Genomic DNA, 18,488 nt, shown 5'->3' with positions numbered 1-18,488 from the left:
TATTTTAACCAAAGGAGTTGTACATACCATATTTTTCAAGTATCATATAGGTATAAAGATTACCATCTATTTATTTAAGAACATATTCTAATAAGTAAACTATAAATCTATAATGAGAGGTGAAGAAAATGCCAACAGTAAAAGAAAACTACATTAGAGCACTTAATCACCAGAAGCCATATTGGGTGCCTGATTCTACAACAGGAATCTGTCGACCGGGCTTCAGCGATGATTATGAAAAGGGGCCAATAGGCGGCGGATATGACGCTTTCGGTGTCCGATGGGTGTGCCCTAATTCCGGTGCCGGAGCGCCTATCCCTGCTCCGGGAGAATTTCTTTTAAAGGACATCACTGAGTGGAACAAGGTTGTGAAATTCCCGGATGTAGACGCAATTGACTGGCGGAGGTATGCTGACACTGCTTTGATAAATTATGATAAAGAAACTCAGTTTCTTGAATTCGGCAGCGGCAACGGACCCTATGAAAGGTTAGGTGCATTGATGGGGTTTGAGGAAGCCTTAATAGCTATGTACGAAGAACCGGAAGCAGCCTATGATTTAATAGGAGCAATAACCGACTATAAGATAAAGGTTGCGGAAAAGGTAGCTAAATATTACAAGGCTGATGCCTTCACAATCTATGATGATATCGCAACGGAACAGCATCCCTTCATGGCTCCGGAAACATACCGCAATCTTATAAAACCTCATCACAAACGCCTTTTTGATGCAGTAAGAAACCTTGGAATGTATCCCATACAGCACACCTGCGGTAAAGCAGACATGCTCATAGAAGACTTTATTGAAGCCGGCGCTCAAGCCTGGTCAGCAGTACAGCCTACCAACGATATCGAAGGCATATTGCAAAAGTACGGAGACAGGTTCACAATTATCGGCGGTTATAATACCAATGGTGCTCCGGGATATTCCATGGATGAAGAAATAATCCGCGCAGAAGTTCGACGCTGCTATGATACCTATGGGAAATATAACAGTTATATATTCTTTGGATTTTTACTTGTCAATTCAAGCGATCCTAACGCCAGGAATATTGCAATGATACCTATGGCTGATGAAGCTGTTAAATACGGCAGAAAGCTGGCAGGAATTGCATAAGCACTTTCCAAGAGAATGTGCACTTTAACCGCAAGGATGGTTTGATAGGTTGATTTTTCGTCTCTGACCTGATTGAAACAATGTTTCGACCAGGTTTTTTATTAGCCGCCTTATTTTAATAAAATGCTGAATGAGCATATCTGCCCAGCTGCATCTTTGCTGGAAACAGCGGACTCTTCACATAATAATCATAAATTAATGAATTGTCTTAGCATATTTGATAAAATTAATATTAACTTGATAAAACTATTAAAAGGCTAATAGTATTGTGATTCCAAATGATTGGTCATAATTTTTACAGCATATACTAAGAGGAGAATGGAGGAGAAGAGGTTGATATATACATTTGCACAAACGAAAGATTCAGAAATGCTTACGAATGTTCCCCTTGAGAGATTATCCACGGAGGATATCAACTGGTATTGGATAGATTTTGAATCACCTAATGAAGAGGAAGTGGCTTTATTAAGCGAGCACTTTAAGTTCGATGATCTGGCTATAGAGGACTGCCTTGAGCACTTGGAACGCCCTAAAGTCGATTATTATGACACCTATAACTTTTTTATATTTCATGCTCTGGACGAAAAGACACTGGAACCAATCGAAGTGGATTTATTTGTTAGTGCAAATTATGTGGTTTCTTTCCATAAAACAAAGCTAAAAGAAACTGAAAATGTCCGTAAAAAAATCTTAAATAGTGCAACCATCCAGGAAGAAAGGTCTACTTATATTGCTTATTTAATTCTTGACGAAATTGTGGATTATTATTTTCCCTCAGTATTCCGAATTGAGGATTCTTTAAGTGAGATTGATATACAGTCAGGAGACAGCAGGATTCATAATCTGATTGATCAAGTCTTTCAAATACGGACAGATCTGCTGAAATTAAGGCATATAATAAATTCCATGAAGGAGTTACTATATAGGGTGCTAAATTCAGGGCGTTTGGAAGGTTTTAAAGATAACAAGCGATATTTTAATGATATTTATGACCATCTGTTAAGACTTTCGGATATTGTTGAATCAAACCGTGAAGTTACTTCAGATGTCCGCGATAATTACATCTCCATAAATTCTCATAAAATGAATAAAATCATGACTATACTTACTGTAATAACCTCAACTTTCATACCTTTAACGTTTATAGTAGGAATATATGGAATGAATTTTGATTATATGCCGGAGCTAAGGTGGCGGTATGGTTATTTTTATGTTCTTGGGATTATGGCATTGATCGGCATTATTATGTTGCTCTGGTTTAAACGAAAAGGTTGGTTTGACATCAAAAAATAAGGGCCTACAATATGAAAAGAGCATTAATATAGCAGGGTTAAGATGCTGATTGCCGCAATGTAGGGAATCTTCCTAAATATTTTCTCTATAAAACATAGGAAGGATAGAATAGTTGAAAATTTCTCAATTTTTATCCAGCGAGATATGAAGGCTCCTCAGAAGCTTAATACGTAGTAAAATCTTCAGATCGTCCTTTGAGTAATCTTTGTATCCGTTATCCATGCGCTTTGGTGTAATACATACCTGCCGCACTTAACGGGTAAATCTCAAATGTAATTCAGTTTTTCATAGAAAATATGACTATAAGCAGTCATATTTGAGTTTTATGTAAATATGATAATTATATAAGTTCATATTTTATCATGAGGGGAAGTATGTTTATGCAGTTCTACTATGGAGAGGGAAACCTGTCCAGGATCTTGGATGAAATGGAATTTTGGAAGCGGCAAGAATCAGAACACACAATTGTTATTCGTCAAATAGTAAATAATTTGGAATCAGAGTTTGTCATACGATTACAACAGTTTGAACAAGATTTTCACCAAGTAGAAGGAATAGCCGTAAAATATATAGAGACAATTATTAGGTCAAAGGGGAACATAAACCTTACCATACAACAGCAAACTATGCAATTAATCAGCCTTGCTTTTTGCCAAAGCCAGCAATTCATTATGCTACTTAACCAAATTTTATCTGAAAGTGAAGCTGCACGTAATAATCCTGTAGCTGCCGTGGTTATAAATCATATTCGCCGTGAATCTGAATATTTTATTGGAATAGCACAGACAGTCTTGTCATAGTTAAAATATTAAATACTTCAATTTTTAGTCATTAACACTTTCATATCAGAATGTACATCTACATTCCCTTATATAAAGACAAAGAAGTCGCCGCTCCGGAATCATCTTCATTTTCAAATGCTTTTAAAAATATAACATTTCGCATGCTTCCAGTTCGGCAACCATATAACCATCCGGAATAGTTCCCTTATAACTGTAAGGCCCTTCAATACCCATCAAAGCCGGAAAGCGCAATTGCCGCGGGAAGCATAAGAATGGATGCAGAATCCAATTTGCACACAATGCCGTATTCATCATATAGCCTCCGCCTTTTTCTCCGTATTTTTTATCAATATAACCAAGCATATAACAGCCAGTACATTAAACACGGGGAAGATAACGGCTTCAATAGAGTTTATCTCCACTCCGTTTAATGACATATTGACGATCATGGCGGAAATGGCAGTCAGCATGGTAATCCCCTTTAATATGATAATCGATGAAAGAAGATACCCCAATGGCCTTCGCTTAATAAGCAGAATACCGGACAACGCGGCGGTCGGAACCACAAATCCCAAATCCATTCCTTGAATGACCAGCGTCGTATAATGCTCAAGGCCCGCAGGAACCGCATCGTTCAATATGGAAGGAGCAATTTTAGAAAGCCAGAGTATACCGATCATAAAGGCAATAAACAACTGAAAGCCCCCTAATATTTTAACGGGTAGTTTCTTTTTAAACATGGATGGCATATTCTGGATGTCAAAGCCTGTTAAGCATAGAATGAATGCAAAAAAACTTAAAGACATTAAAAATACATATACGATAAAAAACCGGTTATACGTCCATAAAAATGTATAGGACATGTATGTGTAAAGGAAATAGCCCAAGGTTCCGCTCAGAAAAAGCCGGCCTCTGAAAGACCCCCGGATTGCCGCTGTCAGCGATATGGACATCAACGGTATTGCCAAAAACAGGGTAATAAAATCCGATGCCTTTCCCTGCGATGCAACGGAAAGCGAATCATTTTTATATAATCCTTCCCCTAAAACTTTAACCCTTTCACCGGTGATTGCCTGAAATTCCTTTTCGGTTGCTTCGCCGGACCAAAACAGTCCTGCGGCACATGCAATTGTAGAAAGCAGGATAATCAAAATAACAAGAACAGAAATTGATTTTTTATGTTTCATAAATAAGCCCCCAATTCAAAATTTATTAGTTTCCAATATATCTAAAAGCTACTCATTTTTTTCTTCCATAGCCTTTAAGTTCAGCATAATCTGCGATATAAAAAGCCTGGCATTTTTCAATCTGTCATTTCCGACGCCTGCATAAAATTCTTTCATGAATTTTATCCCGTCATTTTCGGCAGTTTTCCAGAATTCATAGCTTTTTTCAGTGACAACAAGCCTTGTGACCCTTAAATCTTTCTTATCCTTTTCAAGCCTGAGCATCCCTTTTTCTTCGAGCTTTAACGCAACCTGCTTTATATTCTGATGTGAAGAGCCCATCTCTTTCGCCGCTTCCTTTATTGTAGGCGGCTTTTCAAAAATATTAAAAAGGATCAGCAGCAAAAACCACTGCTTTGAGGTTATATTATATTTGCTTAAAACCCTGTCAAGTAAAGTATCCATTTTGTTTGCGACCACCAGTAATGCGCCGAAAATAAAATCAGTATCGGTAGCTTCATCAACCTTATTCATGATTGTTCCTCCTAAATATAAATGTAATGTATTACCTATAAAGATAATATATTACCTTGTTTTATTTGTCAAGAGATACTAAAGATTTTTCAAAAATATATCCGACATGATGTAAATCTGCCCTCGTCAAAGAGTTATTCGTAGAAACGTATAATAGTTTCTTTTGCAGGATTATATAAATCAGCGGCTCGAACCTAGTCAGCATCACTTTTGCCAATTGTAAGTTAATCAGAGATCAGCTCTTGGTCATCATCAAACAATTCAGATAGGAGAATATGAGGAGCATCCATTAGTCTGTTCTCGGATGTAAACGAGACAAATTCAGGACCATCCGGCAACAGCTGAAAAGTTAGGTCATAAAAGATGCAAATTAAAAACGCGAACATTAAGGTAAGCTAAAATGAGTCAGACAATCTGTAGCCAGTTAAAAATCCCCTCGCTTCTTTAGGGAAAAAGTGAGGGGGTGCAGGGAATTATTTTTTAAATTTTTATAAATCTTTTTGTATTTTATAGATAAACCCTTTCCAACTAACTTCCTGGCCGGCTTAACAATTCGTTTGTGATTGTTTCGGAAGCCGCAGCTTTTCCTCTGCGGCAATGATTTCGGCCCCGCCTTCACCGTTCAAGGTGGCTATATCACCACATTTTACATCATGGATATCGTAATATCATCATGAGTCGATCCATGCGGATTGGGCTTATGATTGGCGAGTGGCAACCAATCAAGACATCTCCTCTGCGACAGCAGTTTCTTCCGGAAGCTGATACCCGATTTCACATACATCCGTATAAAGCAGGTTTTCTGAAACAACTTGTTCGGATTTGATGTCTATCTTTTGCCGACAGACAGAAACCCGCTCAAAGGTTTTCCCGTCTTTTTTAAAAAAGCTCTTTTCGCGATTAATGATCTCGTAACGATGCCCTTTAGCCTGATCCACAAAAATACGGCCATATATGTAAGGCTCATTGATGGATATTTCAATTTGGAAGGTAAGATCGGTGTTGTTTTTTACCTTTAAATCCAACCACCCCTCGTTGACCGTAGCGTCCACACCATCCGGTTCATCCTCATCAGGAGAAGGAAAATCCTTAACCTGATGAGGATGCCGTTCTACAATAGTGAGGGGAGTATGCAGAAACATCCAAAACAGAAAATTGCTGAGATGACACAAACCGCCTCCCGGGACCGTGACCAATTCGCCGTTCACCACGCACAAACCGTCCTTATACCGCTCATTTTTCTCGGCATAACTCACGCGCTGCCAAAATGAAAATATTTCACCAGGGCGTATTAATATGCCATTTACAGGCTCCGAGGCAAGGTGCAGATTAAACACCTTGTTTTCCTGATATTTCATATCAAAGCCTGTATTTTCATTTAGAAGCTTCGACTTGGTTTCATATATACAAAAAGGCAAAAACTCTGGAGCCTTTGCTTTTGCATAACGGTTCCGATCAAAGTACATCTTGGCATAGAAGAATAATTTTTTTTGTGTCCTGCGGATTGGTAGTAAGAATGGAAACAACTGAGTAATTCTTTTTCTTTTCATCTCCGAGGCCCCCCTTTCTGAAATTATGTAACCCTATCCCATTTGATAATTTTATCTTATCGAAATCAGGCAGGCGATGTTGGAATTTTTGCTTATCAAAATCTTAATAAATTCTTATGAAAAACTTATTATTTTCCTATACTGTTGTATACAGCTAATGCATCGGTAATATTATACTGTTCCGAACGGTGATCCCCTTTCGCACCGGCTGAAACAAGGATATATTCTTGTTTACCCACTTTGGCCAGACTCGCGAGACATAGGCCGGCCTCATCGGTATATCCAGTCTTTCCTCCTAAAATTTCCCCACCAATAATGTTTTGATTGTTGAGTTCTTCAAACATGGTATTATAAAAGGTTATCCCTAGAAGGTGCTTATTAGTAGGTTGTGTGGAATGACGGGATGAAGTAAAAATCTCCCGGAAAGTATCATTTTGCAAAGCATAGCTTAGAAGAATAGCCATATCTTTGACTGTTGTGTAGTGGTTTTCATTTTGAAGTCCGGTTGTATTTTCAAAATGGGTATTGTCCATACCGAGATCTGCCGCTTTTTGATTCATTATTTTTACAAAATTCTGTTCTGATCCCGCAATCTGATCAGCAAGCCCAATACAGCTCTCTGCACCACTGGGCAGCATTACTCCATAAACAAGATCGATTGCCCTGACCTGCTCACCGGGTTGGAAACCTGCCATTGATGCATCTGCTTCGTACAGCCCCTGAAACGTAGAATTGGTAAGTTTGATTTTTACCTTCAAATCAGGTAAATTTTCTATCGCAACAATGGCCGTCATCATCTTAGTTAAAGAAGCAGGATAGATTTTTTCTTCACTGCTTTTCTGCATCAGGACGGTATCATCTGCTAACCGGATCAAAATCGCATTAGAGCTGTTAAGCTTATCGAAAGATATAGATGCAGAGTGATCGGATTCTATCTTTGATGGAGGAACCGGTGTTGTTCTATCGCCGGAAGAATCGGGTGTTATCTTTAAAGAAGAATACAACGAGGTTTTATAGTCATGTCCCTTCTCATATATATGTTGGCTTCCTGGAGTAACGATGGATTTGTAAACAAAAGCAGCAATGACAAACGTCAACAGAAATATCACAAATATGCGTATTCTTGGCTTTTTATTTTTTACTTTTCGTACTATGATAACCAGCTCCTTATTCTGTGATGATATTATTCAACCACAGAACAAGGAGATATGTTGGAATTCCATCTTATGAACTTCTTAAGATTTTCTTATGGCGGTCGTTTATAGTTAAAAACAAATTGTATTAGCAAAGAAAATCCCTCCAAAGGGGTAAACTGCGGGATACGATATTGCCTTTTCAGGCATGGAAATATATATATTATGTTGACTAAATATTAACTACCATAAATACTTTCAACGCTTTTGGCGATTTCTTTGACCGGCTCAACTACGTGATGGGAAAATCAAAATAAGTGTTTGGATAAGGTTCGTGTTTCAGTGTGTAATGCCACCACTCGTAATCGTATGAAACAAAACCGCAGGCCTCCATGATATAACAAAGGTATTGACGGTTTCTAGCTTCGGCTTGCGTGATTCCTTTTGCTCCATGATGTGAGGCTGAATCCATCAAATCAAAGTCACCGCCCATTGAAACAAGTGTATTGTCGGCTAAATGATAAAGTGTTAAGTCAATTGTGCTGCCCCGGCTATGGCCCGACTTAGCGGCCACATATCCTTTTTCAACTATCTCGGTTTTGTAAATATTTGGATAGTGTTTTAGTTTTGTCCGGCCATCTTCCGGCTGTTTTGACCAGCGCAGAAAACAATCTACGGCGCGTTGAGGGCGATAACCATCCCAAAGAAGCAAGCCAAAGCCCAGGGATGCGGCGTTTTCCCGTGCTTTTTCCAGGGCTTTGCACAAAGCTCTCGTACCGACAATTCGATTGACTTCATATCCGTCCACCGGTTTGCCGGTAAAATTATCCCATGTGGCGTATTTAGCATCCCACCGTATTCCGGATACAAACTCATCTACAAAGACAAAATCATTTTTCATCATCTTTTTCCTTTCAATGTCAACGCCACAATCCTGTCGATCACTTCCGCCAAGGTTAACCCTGCGGCTGCCATCATCCTCGGATAACGGCTGTATGAGGTCATACCGGGCAAAGTATTAACCTCGTTAAGTATTACTTTTCCATCTTCCTTCAGAAACATATCCACCCTAGATAGTCCCCTGCATCCCAAGGCGCGATATATGGCTTTTGCTGTCTCCTGAATGAGCAAACGCGCCTCCGCCGAAATGTCGGCGGGAACGGTTACTGTTGAGTTTTCGGAACCCTTTTCAGGCTCATTCTCCTGATGTATTCTGAAAAAACTATGAGACAGGCTAATCTGATCTACCTCGCCTGCAATCAAATCCATATCATCCCCTAATATCGCACATCCTACCTCACTGCCGGCGACAGCCTCTTCAATCAACACCTTCGAGTCATACTGCCTTGCGGTTTCCACCGCACTTCGCAATTCTTCCTTTCGGCATACCTTAGTGACGCCGAAAGATGAACCCGATCGGGCCGGCTTTACAAAAACGGGATAAGTAAACCCGCCCGCATCAATATTCTCCTTCGCCGTGATAATCCAGAAATTTGGCGTAGCGATTCCTGCGTTTCCAGCGACAATATAAGCAAGGGATTTGTCCATACACAGGGCAGAACTTTGGACATCGCAGCCTGCATAGGGGATGCCGGAAAGCTCCAACAAACCCTGCATCGCACCATCCTCGCCAAGTTTGCCATGCAGAACGGGAAACACCATATCCAAAGGGATCGTTTTATATTGTCCCTGCTCCAGAACAAGCAATCCATGTATGCTTCTGTCCGGTGACAGCATTGCCGGATGGCAGCTAATCTTTTCCCAATTTCTGTCAGGGAAGTTACAAAGCTTCCAAACACCATTTTTTGTAATCCCGATATAGAAGGGTTCATACTTTTGGGGATCAAGATTTTTTGCGACCTCTTGGGCAGATTTAACGGAGATGGGATGTTCTTCGGAACAGCCTCCGAATATAATTGCGATTTTCAACTTATCCATGCTGCTTTCTCCTTTCAAATTTCAGGCAATTGATAATAGTATTTTCAACAGTATCCCTCAAAGCGTGTTCTGTGTAATAGGCGGTGTGCGGAGTAATAAGCACATTCGGTAATTTTTGTAACCGCAGCAACAGTTTGCTTTCAATGGGTTTTTCTCTGCAGTCAAAGTAGAAAACTCCTTCCTCTCCTTCGAGGACATCCAGCGCCGCACCGCCTAGTTTACCGCTTTCCAGCGCTGTAATAAGAACCTCGGTATCAAGGAGTGAACCGCGTCCTGTATTGATAATAAACGCGTCCTGCTTCATCTGCCCGATACGCTGGCGATCAAAAAGATGGTTTGTATCCGCGTTAAGCGGTGTATGTAGCGTTACAATATCGCTCTGCTGCAACAATTCATCAAGAGGAACGTAATCGGCAGAGGTTTTGGGACGATGGTCATAGGCTAATATGCGGCAGCCAAAACCCCGCAGCCTATCAATAACTGCTGTGCCAATACGTCCTGTTCCAATTACTCCAATAGTCATATCGCGTAATTCTTTCCCGCGTACATCATTCAATCTGAAATCATGAATATCTGCACGGCTGATAATGGATTTCGCATTCCGCACCGCCATCAGCATCAGCATTAATGTGTAATCAGCCACGCTATCGGGCGAATAAGCGACATTTTCAACGGAAACGCCAACGCTCTGTGCGTATTTTACATTAATATGGTTATATCCAATACTTCTTGTGGAGATATACTTTACACCGGCTTGGCTGAGCCCAAGAAGAACGGAATTTGTGATTTGAGTTTTATGGCCGATGCTGATGCATCGATTTCCCAAGGCCAGTTCAATATTAACTTCCGATACCGCTGCATCTGTGATAGTTGGCATAACGCCAAAGCGAGGCGCCGCCTCCTGGAACAAAACGGTCTCATCCTGTCCGCATCCGTAAATTGTAATTCCCATTTTTGCCATGATTTAGATTTATCCTTTCATATTACATTCTTCTTTGCTTTTATCGCATACTATTTCAAATTAACGTAAAAGTAAAATCTTCTCTTCACTCTACAATTTGCAAGCAGAAATAGAAGCATTTGTATGTTCTATTTCCTTTTCAGCTCCGAGGCCCATTTTCTGAAATTACGAAAGCCTATCCCATTAGATAATTTCATCTTATCGAAACCAGGCAGGCGATGTTGGAATTTTTGCTTATCAAAATCTTAATAAATTCTTATGAAGAACTTATTATTTTCCTATCTTTCCTCCTAAAATTTTCGCATCAATAATGTTTTAATTGTTGAATTCTTCAAGCATGGCATTGCAAAAGGTTATCCCTCGAGGGTGCTTATTAGGTAAGTTGTGTGGAATGACGGGCTGAAGTAAAAACCTCCCGGAAAGTATCATTTTGCAAAGCATACCATAATAAACAGCTCCTTATTCTTTGCTGATACTATTCAACCACAGGACAAGGAGCTATGTTGGAATTCCATCGAACTTCTTAAGATTTTCTTATCTCGGTATCTGGAATTTCAATGCGACATACATATTCTTGCGACACTCCTGCATCTTAATAGTTGTAAAGATAGGAATAAAACAGATTAAGGAGAAAATCACCATATCTTAAGGTTTTATTAAGACATCTCTTTTTTAAATATCATATAATAAGCAAGTTAATTACAATGGAGGTGAACTTATTGATCATTACGGTTTTAAGATTTATTATAGCGTCAGTTACATGGTTTATCAGTGCTTTGCCATTCTTGATCCCATACCATATCCTACTGACCTCTCAAAGCAAAAAGATGGTCTATAAACTGCCCATTGAGCATATGGTAATCGCTTGTATCTTTGTGTACTACATTGCAGGTGTGCTAAGTTTTACGGGGATTCCTTCCATAGTGGATATTGTTCAGAACAGCTTTAGCATAATAACGCCAAAGGGATTGAATTTTCCACCGGATGAGATTAACATGATTCCATTTCGTTGGCTTACAGAGGGTGTTCGCCCATATATGGAAAATATATTGCTTTTTATCCCTCTCGGCTTTATGCTTCCATGTATTTGGAAAAAGTATGAAGTGTTATGGAAAACAGCATTATACGGTATTATATTCTCCCTTATCATAGAATTTTGCCAATTATTCAATACTAGAATAACGGATATTGATGATTTACTGATGAATACTCTCGGAGCGTTAACCGGATGGGTAATTTTCAGGCTGCTGAAAGAACATTTAGCAAAATTACAGGACAAGTTTTCTGTCCGAAGTACCAATATCGGAAAAATTCCCTTGCTCCTTCGTGAAGAGGCATGGTTTTATCTGGCCTGCGCATTCGCCGGTATGTTCTTTGTGTTTTACCCATTTTTAAGACCTTTCCTTCACCCACATTTAAAGTACTTTATTTTTTAATACAAAAGGATAAGTTATCCGACTTAAGCAGATAGCTTATCCTTTTCTTGCTTTTGTGGAAGCACGACAGTAAAGACTGTCTTTTCTGTATTACTTTGCACGAAAATATTGCCTCCATGGGCGTTTACAATTTCTTTGGCAATAGCCAGTCCAAGCCCGGCACCGCCTGTATTGGTAGAACGGGATGTGTCCAGCCGAAAAAATTTCTCAAATATCGTTTCCAGTTTTTCTTGTGGGATAGGATTACCTTGATTCATAAAAGTTATAACAATATTTTCGTCCTGCTCTTTGGCAGAAATGTCAATGACGCTGTTTTCATAGCTATAGGCTATCGCATTTTTCAGAATGTTATTGAACACACGGGCCAGTTTGTCCGCATCTCCCCACAGCGTGAGGCCGTCAGGCACATTGACTGACACCTGCCTTTCCAGTGGCGGAGTCAGCATCGGATAGAATTCATCTGCCATCTGCTGGAGCATGAACAGTAAATTGATTTTTTCTTTATTCAAAACAATAGTTTGAAGATTAAATCTGGTGATCTCAAAAAACTCATTAATAAGCTGCTCTAACCGATAAGCCTTTTCCAAGGTAATACCAACATATTTTGCCTTCTGTTCAGAAGGCATATCAGGTGCTTCATCTAGAAGGCTTAAGTATCCTATAACGGAGGTCAGAGGTGTCTTTATATCATGAGCCAAATAAACTACCAAATCATTTTTGCGCTGCTCGGCATCAAGAGCAGCTTTCTTTTGTCTTTCCAAGTTGTTTTTTATCTGATTTAGCTTATTTTCCATAAAATCCAATTCCGATGATAATGTAATTTCAGCATCGGATTCCTCAGCAAGTTTATCCATTCCGGCGCTGACTTCATCGAAATATTTAGTAAACCAGGAAATTGAAAATTTAAATATAATAACTAAGAATACGAGAATCACAATTAATGTAATAACTTCTATATTATTGTAAAATGTTAACCGGTAAATTAATAAAGCAACGTTTTCGCGCAAATGAAACGTATTCATTAAAAAACGGACAATGCTATCTCCAACACTGAAGTTTTTTTGAATTACAAAACGCAGAAAGATAACAATTGCAGCCGCGGCAAAAACAATAAGGAGCATTTGAAGAAATATCTTCCTTTTTAATTTCCAATAATCATTTTTTCTCTTACTTTTCAATTTTATAGCCAACCCCCCATACCGTTTTGATATATTTGGGATGTTCCGAGCTGTCATCCATTTTTTCCCTTAAATGCCTGATATGGACCATTACCGTATTATTGCTATTGGTAAAATACTTGTCTCTCCATACCTCATGGAACAATTCTTTCGAACTGACCACCCGTCCGCGATTGGAACAAAGGGTCCAAAGAATGGAAAATTCCGTAGGAGTGAGAGACAGTTTTTTCTCATTAAGCGTACATTCATGGGTATCCATGTTAAGTACCAGGCCGGAAAAGGCAATCAAGTGTTCTTCCTGGCTTGGCTCCGCAGAATTATATTTGGTAAATCTCCGGAGCTGTGCCTTTACGCGGGCAATAAGTTCCAATGGACGGAACGGCTTGGTGATATAGTCGTCCGCACCTAAGGTCAGCCCGGTAATCTTATCGACTTCCTCTTCTTTGGCTGTCAGCATGATGACCGGAAAATTATGCTTTTCCCGGATTTGCTGACAGATTGAAAAACCGTCTACATCGGGGAGCATGACATCCAAAATAGCGAGGTCTAGTTTTTCATTTTCAATGCAGTTAAGGGCATCCTTGCCGTTATAAAATTTAAAGACATTATAATTCTCATTTTTCAGATAAACTTCAACCAAATCGGCAATGGCTTGTTCATCATCAACTATTAAAATATTTGCAGCCAAAAGCGTCATCTCTTTCTTTAAAGATATATCCCCACAATTATTATACCGCAAAGCAAAAAATTCATTTTATAGCTTTTTGCTTATGAAAATCTTAAGATTTTCTGAATATCGCGGTACTGATAGTCTTTACACACAAATATAAGTATCAACTTCGTCAATAGCAAGGGTTTTAAGCAGTAAATTCTCTAGAGAATTTAAGTGATAGTACTCAAAGACATCGAAGCTCGTAGTTATAATTCTCCGGCTTTTCCCCTTTGATTTTTCCCGCCAGAATGAGCGTAATTCTAGAGGACAAAAGCAGAAAAATTTTATAAATTCTTAACAAAATCCTTACATTTCCATTACAGTAAATTACTTGATTTAACTGCTTAAAATTTATACGATTACAGGGACAGACAATGTATGCTAAATAAAAATAAATTTGAAAGGAAAGGTATTTATGAACAAATCTTTAATTAAAAAGATTGCGGCTATTGCCCTCACAGCCGTAATCGCAATCAGTGGTACATCGGCTGTTCTTTCTTCCGCCCAAACATCGGCAAATGCCTCCGCAAAGTCTCAAACGATCAAATATTCAGGGAAAGTACCCAAGTACGTTTTTCTTTTTATCGGTGACGGAATGAGCTATCCCCAGTTCCAATCCGCAGCTAACTATCTGGCTATTAAGGCAGGCGCAAAAACAGAAATTGACGGTGGAATTTTAGACGGTTCAAGGAAACTCGGCTTTATGAACTTCCCGGTTGCTGGATCCGCAACAACTTATGATTCATCTTCATTCACTCCTGACTCCGCTTCCACAGCCACTTCAATAGCAACAGGCTACAAAACCTACAGCGGAAGTATCAATGTCGATGAAACAAAAACAATAAAATATGAAACTATCAGTGAAAAACTAAAAAAACAGCTCGATTATAAAATCGGTATTATCACAAGCGTTACATTAAACCACGCAACTCCCGCCGCCTTCTATGCTCATCAGGCAAGCAGAAACGATTATTATGAAATCGGTGCGGAGCTGATTACCAGTGGATTTGATTATTTCGCAGGCGGCGCAATCTCTGGAAATGCAGGAAATGACGGAACCTCCCCCGATCTTTATAAACTGGCTGAAAATGCAGGTTATAAAGTGATTACAAAGCAAGCGGACGCAGCAAAGCTCACCGCCAACGATGGGAAAGCAATTGTCATCGCTGAAAACCTCGCAGATTCCCAGGCGCTTTCCTACGAGGTTGACCGTCCGGAAACTGAATGGTCGTTAAGGGACTATGTCAAAAAGGGAATTGAAGTTCTCGACAATAGTAAGGGCTTCTTTATGATGGTTGAAGGCGGAAAAATCGACTGGGCATGTCATGCTAACGACGCAGCGTCTTCTATTCACGACACAATCGCATTCAGTGATGCTGTAGACGAAGCGATAGCTTTCTATAACCAACACCCTGATGAAACTCTTATTGTTGTAACCGGCGACCATGAAACAGGCGGTTTGACAATCGGTTATGCGGGAACGGACTATGATACCTATTTCCAGTACCTCCAAAACCAAAAGATTTCCTATGCAAAATATGACAGAGATTATGTAGCGAAATACGTTGAAAACAAGACAAAATTTACGGATGTTCTTAAGGATGTCAAAGATCTCTTTGGCCTTGTAACTGCTGATGATCCTTCGGCAGGGGAAAATCCCGGTTTGGTATTAAGCGATTATGAAGTGAAACAGCTTAGGGATGCTTATGAAATCACATTGGCCACCAGCTTGGCAGGCACTTATGTAAGCAACACAAGCGGGGACAGATATTTACACTATGGCTATCAGTCCAAGCCCTTGACTGTGACAATCACACATATCCTCAACCACAAAGCAGGTGTTGACTTTACGTCGTATGCCCACACAGGCATTCCTGTGGCAGTTTTTGCTCAGGGCGCGGGACAGGATTTATTTTCCGGTTATTATGACAACACCGATATTTACAAGATATTAGCGGCAATAACCGGCGTTAAATAATTATCCTTTATCTGATTTATAAAAAATAGTTAAATCATGAGCCGCTCTTACCAGAGAGCGGCAGTGCTTTTTAACTCATAATCTAAAAATTAAAGGAATTAATAATTTATGAAGAGATTTACTTTTACAAGGGAATTTATCCTTTATAATGCCCCCATCTTGGTAAGCGCTTTTTTGATTATTGCCTTGCTTCTAATTCCAACCGGTTTTGAGGATGCAATTATTTTTAAAGAAGCATATCAAAGTACAGCGAAAGTTCTTGCCGTCGATAATTCGGATATTGTGGTTTCGGGAATAATAAGCTCCGGCGAGCAAAGCTGTCAGCTCGAAATTCTTAGCGGACCCTTTAAAGGACGGATCACAAAGGGTGTCAACAATTTGTCCGGGTCTTTGGAACAGGATAAGTTTTTTGTCATCGGTGACAAAGCCCTCGTTTATATCAATCAAAAGGACGGGGAAATAACAGCTGTTTCAATGATTGATCACTATAGACTTAATTACGCGGTTATTCTGGCCGGACTTTTCGCCATCGGTTTAGTCGTTTTCGCGGGGAAAACAGGAGCGAGAGCAATTTTATCCTTTGCGCTCTCAATTTTATTGATTTGGAAGCTCCTGATTCCCCTCTACCTCAGGGGTTATCAGCCGATCATCATCGGAATCTTTGTCGTAATGATTCTGACCTTTGTGATTATTTCCCTTGTCTTTGGATTTAACGAGAAATTCTATGCCGCCTTTATGGGGGTTTCCTCCGGCCTCTTGTTAACCTGCATTTTGGGAATAATTTTTACTAATTTATTCAAAATACACGGCTCCGTCATGGTTAATTCGGAAAGTCTTCTATATGCCGGATTTCAGCATCTTAATTTAACACAGATTTTTATGGCGAGTATTTTTATCGGAGCTTCAGGCGCAGTAACGGATTTGGCGGTTGACATAACCGCAGCCATGAACGAGGTTCTTGAAAAAAAACCGGATATCAGTAGAAAAGAGCTCATAAAATCCGGCATGGTCGTGGGAAGCGCGAATATGGGAACAATGACAACAACGCTGCTTTTGGCTTATTCCGGAGGATACATTTCTCTGCTGATGGTTTTTATGGCGCAGGGAACGCCTGTTTCAAATATACTTAATTACAAATATGTTTCCGCCGAAATAGTGGAAACAATCGTGGGGAGTTTTGGCCTATTGACCGTTGCACCGCTTACGGCGGTTATTTGTGGATTTTTGTTTGTAGAACATCATCCTCACAAAAGTGATGACTGAAATTTGATTATTAAAACCACTCCAATAAAACTCTTTTTTGACATACCTGGCGGTATGTCTCTTTATATTGCTCAGAAACGAAAACAGGACTTAAGAAACATTAAAAAAAGCATTATCTTCAAATCCATACTCTATATATTCTATCAATTTGTAAACGGAAGTTATGTTTCCCCCTGCAATAGTTTCAAAAATAGGATACCCTGCACCTTAAAACTTTCCACACTAATATGCCCCATTTTGTATACAAAACAGGGTATGGGCTGCCTTATAGTGATCGGTATGTTCTTATTCGGAGGGTTTTAGGCTAAAAATTGAAAACCTGCCCCCTACTTTTAAATAGAAACAGGTTTGTCCATGATGGAAAGTTATGTTAAAAAAGATGCCTATATTTACTTCTTATGCTCATAATGAACGGTAATGGGGTATTATATCCTGATATGTTCCATCCCTCATTAAAAATCCTTCGGGGATAATTCCAAGCTTAACAAAACCAAGCTTTTCATAAAGATGAAGCGCACTATAGTTTATGCTGACAACTGCATTGAACTGTAAGATTCTAAACCCAAGCTCCTTTGCTTTCTGTAAACAGTGAGATACTAATTTCTCTCCGATGTGCAGACCTCTCCGCCCCTTTTTTACGCCATAGCTCGCATTCGAAATGTGGCCACACCTGCCAACATTATTTGGATGCAAAATATACAGTCCAAGGATTTCGTTACTGTCGATATCCTCAGCAACACCTGTGAAGGACTGCTGCAAGAAAAAAGCCAAGCCGCTGTCAGCATCCAACATTTCCGTTTGAGGAAAAGCAATGCCTTCTTCCACAATATCGTTCCAGATTTCAATCATTGGGCAAATGTCATTTTTATTAAACTTTCTTATAACAATGTTCATATTAATTCTTCCTTCAAATAGGTATATTTACTAAATTACTATATCATAAATGCTATGAATATAAAAGAATGACGTGATAAACGCTCATATTTTGATAATATAGAACGTCTGCCACATTGACTATAAAACGCCAAGCTCCTGCAAACGCTTATATGAAGCAAAAAATCTGTAAATAAAATCAGACAGCGGAGTGCAAAGTTTGTTTTTCAATCTTTCGCATCCTGTATTTAAGTTTCTCGCATTCTGACAACAAATAATTCGAATTATGCGAAAACGCTGAATTCTTTGTAAAACAAGGGATTTAGTACAAAGAAAAATGGTTGATATTTGGACATTCCAGAAAAAATGTTCAAATATCAGCCGTCGTTAAAATGGAAAGTTAACCAAAAAGATACCAGCATTTATTCTGCATTATGCTCATAAATACCGATAAACCTTGCTAATAAAAGTCAAGAGTTTTTTAAAAATATAAAAATTTTTTGTTAATAAAAATGGATAACCTTAAAAAACCTCATCTAGTGATGAAGAAAAAAATCTGTTATGATATAAGCGGAT

17 protein-coding genes and 1 pseudogene are annotated in these 18,488 nt (G+C 39.2%); 6 read left to right on the top strand and 12 right to left on the bottom strand.

The features are described 5' to 3' along the window. The first annotated feature begins 128 nt into the window (after positions 1–128). The 3 genes from OXPF_RS02835 (at position 129) to OXPF_RS02825 (ending at position 3,208) form a co-directional block, all read left to right on the top strand. Positions 129–1,115: a uroporphyrinogen decarboxylase family protein gene (locus OXPF_RS02835; RefSeq protein WP_054873696.1), complete on the top strand. Its 987-nt coding sequence runs from the start codon at positions 129–131 to the stop codon at positions 1,113–1,115. Between the two features lie 333 nt (positions 1,116–1,448). Beyond that, entirely contained in the window at positions 1,449–2,408 is a 960-nt protein-coding gene (gene corA, locus OXPF_RS02830; RefSeq protein WP_083479665.1) for a magnesium/cobalt transporter CorA, read from the top strand. A gap of 419 nt (positions 2,409–2,827) precedes the next feature. After that, on the top strand, positions 2,828–3,208 hold the full coding sequence (locus OXPF_RS02825) for a DUF2935 domain-containing protein (protein WP_201779664.1): 381 nt from the start codon (positions 2,828–2,830) through the stop codon (positions 3,206–3,208). 123 nt (positions 3,209–3,331) lie between these two features. Here OXPF_RS02825 and OXPF_RS22285 read toward each other — a convergent pair whose 3' ends face one another. From OXPF_RS22285 to OXPF_RS22955, 9 genes and pseudogenes are all read right to left on the bottom strand, one after another. Then, positions 3,332–3,502, bottom strand: coding sequence for a hypothetical protein (locus OXPF_RS22285; RefSeq protein WP_160317131.1), 171 nt, complete (start codon positions 3,500–3,502; stop codon positions 3,332–3,334). Then, entirely contained in the window at positions 3,502–4,377 is an 876-nt protein-coding gene (locus tag OXPF_RS02820; RefSeq protein ID WP_201779663.1) for a hypothetical protein, read from the bottom strand. The genes OXPF_RS22285 and OXPF_RS02820 overlap by 1 nt, the downstream gene beginning before the upstream one ends. Before the next feature lie 48 nt (positions 4,378–4,425). Beyond that, the gene (locus OXPF_RS02815) at positions 4,426–4,890 is read right to left on the bottom strand and encodes a MarR family winged helix-turn-helix transcriptional regulator (protein WP_054873694.1); all 465 of its coding nucleotides are present in this window, start codon (positions 4,888–4,890) and stop codon (positions 4,426–4,428) included. A gap of 722 nt (positions 4,891–5,612) precedes the next feature. Then, positions 5,613–6,440, bottom strand: coding sequence for a glycopeptide resistance accessory protein VanW (vanW, locus tag OXPF_RS02810; RefSeq protein ID WP_054873693.1), 828 nt, complete (start codon positions 6,438–6,440; stop codon positions 5,613–5,615). A gap of 128 nt (positions 6,441–6,568) precedes the next feature. Next, positions 6,569–7,594 carry a D-alanyl-D-alanine carboxypeptidase family protein gene (locus tag OXPF_RS02805; RefSeq protein WP_054873692.1) on the bottom strand — a complete coding sequence of 342 codons (1,026 nt, stop codon included), beginning with the start codon at positions 7,592–7,594 and terminating at the stop codon, positions 6,569–6,571. A 271-nt stretch (positions 7,595–7,865) separates the two neighbouring features. Beyond that, positions 7,866–8,474 carry a D-Ala-D-Ala dipeptidase VanX gene (vanX, locus tag OXPF_RS02800; RefSeq protein WP_054873691.1) on the bottom strand — a complete coding sequence of 203 codons (609 nt, stop codon included), beginning with the start codon at positions 8,472–8,474 and terminating at the stop codon, positions 7,866–7,868. Next, positions 8,474–9,511 (bottom strand): D-alanine--(R)-lactate ligase VanI, encoded by a 1,038-nt coding sequence (gene vanI / locus OXPF_RS02795; RefSeq protein ID WP_054873690.1) that lies wholly within the window; start codon positions 9,509–9,511, stop codon positions 8,474–8,476. Before vanI ends, vanX begins: the two co-directional genes overlap by 1 nt. Then, entirely contained in the window at positions 9,504–10,472 is a 969-nt protein-coding gene (gene vanH / locus OXPF_RS02790; protein WP_083479664.1) for a D-lactate dehydrogenase VanH, read from the bottom strand. The genes vanI and vanH overlap by 8 nt, the downstream gene beginning before the upstream one ends. Positions 10,473–10,790: 318 nt before the next feature. Further along, positions 10,791–10,923 (bottom strand): annotated as a pseudogene (locus OXPF_RS22955) (D-alanyl-D-alanine carboxypeptidase family protein); the annotation flags it as partial. A gap of 268 nt (positions 10,924–11,191) precedes the next feature. Here OXPF_RS22955 and OXPF_RS02785 point away from each other — a divergent pair. Beyond that, complete coding sequence (locus OXPF_RS02785) at positions 11,192–11,908, top strand: VanZ family protein (protein WP_242854301.1); 717 nt, start codon at positions 11,192–11,194, stop codon at positions 11,906–11,908. Positions 11,909–11,931: 23 nt separating this feature from the next. Here the strand turns inward: OXPF_RS02785 and vanS are convergent, their stop codons facing one another. Then, entirely contained in the window at positions 11,932–13,098 is a 1,167-nt protein-coding gene (gene vanS / locus OXPF_RS02780) for a vancomycin resistance histidine kinase VanS (RefSeq protein WP_054873688.1), read from the bottom strand. Beyond that, complete coding sequence (gene vanR / locus OXPF_RS02775) at positions 13,076–13,774, bottom strand: VanR-ABDEGLN family response regulator transcription factor (protein WP_054873687.1); 699 nt, start codon at positions 13,772–13,774, stop codon at positions 13,076–13,078. Before vanR ends, vanS begins: the two co-directional genes overlap by 23 nt. Positions 13,775–14,213: 439 nt before the next feature. Between vanR and OXPF_RS02770 the strand changes: the two genes are divergently transcribed. Together OXPF_RS02770 and OXPF_RS02765 are read left to right on the top strand one after the other, a co-directional pair. Continuing rightward, positions 14,214–15,776 carry an alkaline phosphatase gene (locus OXPF_RS02770; RefSeq protein ID WP_054873686.1) on the top strand — a complete coding sequence of 521 codons (1,563 nt, stop codon included), beginning with the start codon at positions 14,214–14,216 and terminating at the stop codon, positions 15,774–15,776. A gap of 108 nt (positions 15,777–15,884) precedes the next feature. Next, positions 15,885–17,039, top strand: coding sequence for a YibE/F family protein (locus OXPF_RS02765; protein ID WP_054873685.1), 1,155 nt, complete (start codon positions 15,885–15,887; stop codon positions 17,037–17,039). A gap of 402 nt (positions 17,040–17,441) precedes the next feature. Here the strand turns inward: OXPF_RS02765 and OXPF_RS02755 are convergent, their stop codons facing one another. Then, entirely contained in the window at positions 17,442–17,933 is a 492-nt protein-coding gene (locus tag OXPF_RS02755; RefSeq protein ID WP_054873683.1) for a GNAT family N-acetyltransferase, read from the bottom strand. Positions 17,934–18,488 lie beyond the last annotated feature (555 nt).

Source organism: Oxobacter pfennigii (assembly GCF_001317355.1).
Classification (GTDB): Bacteria; Bacillota; Clostridia; order Clostridiales; family Oxobacteraceae; genus Oxobacter; species Oxobacter pfennigii.
The sequence above is the reverse complement of the archived record's forward strand: the minus strand, read 5'-3'. Positions and strand labels throughout refer to the sequence as shown.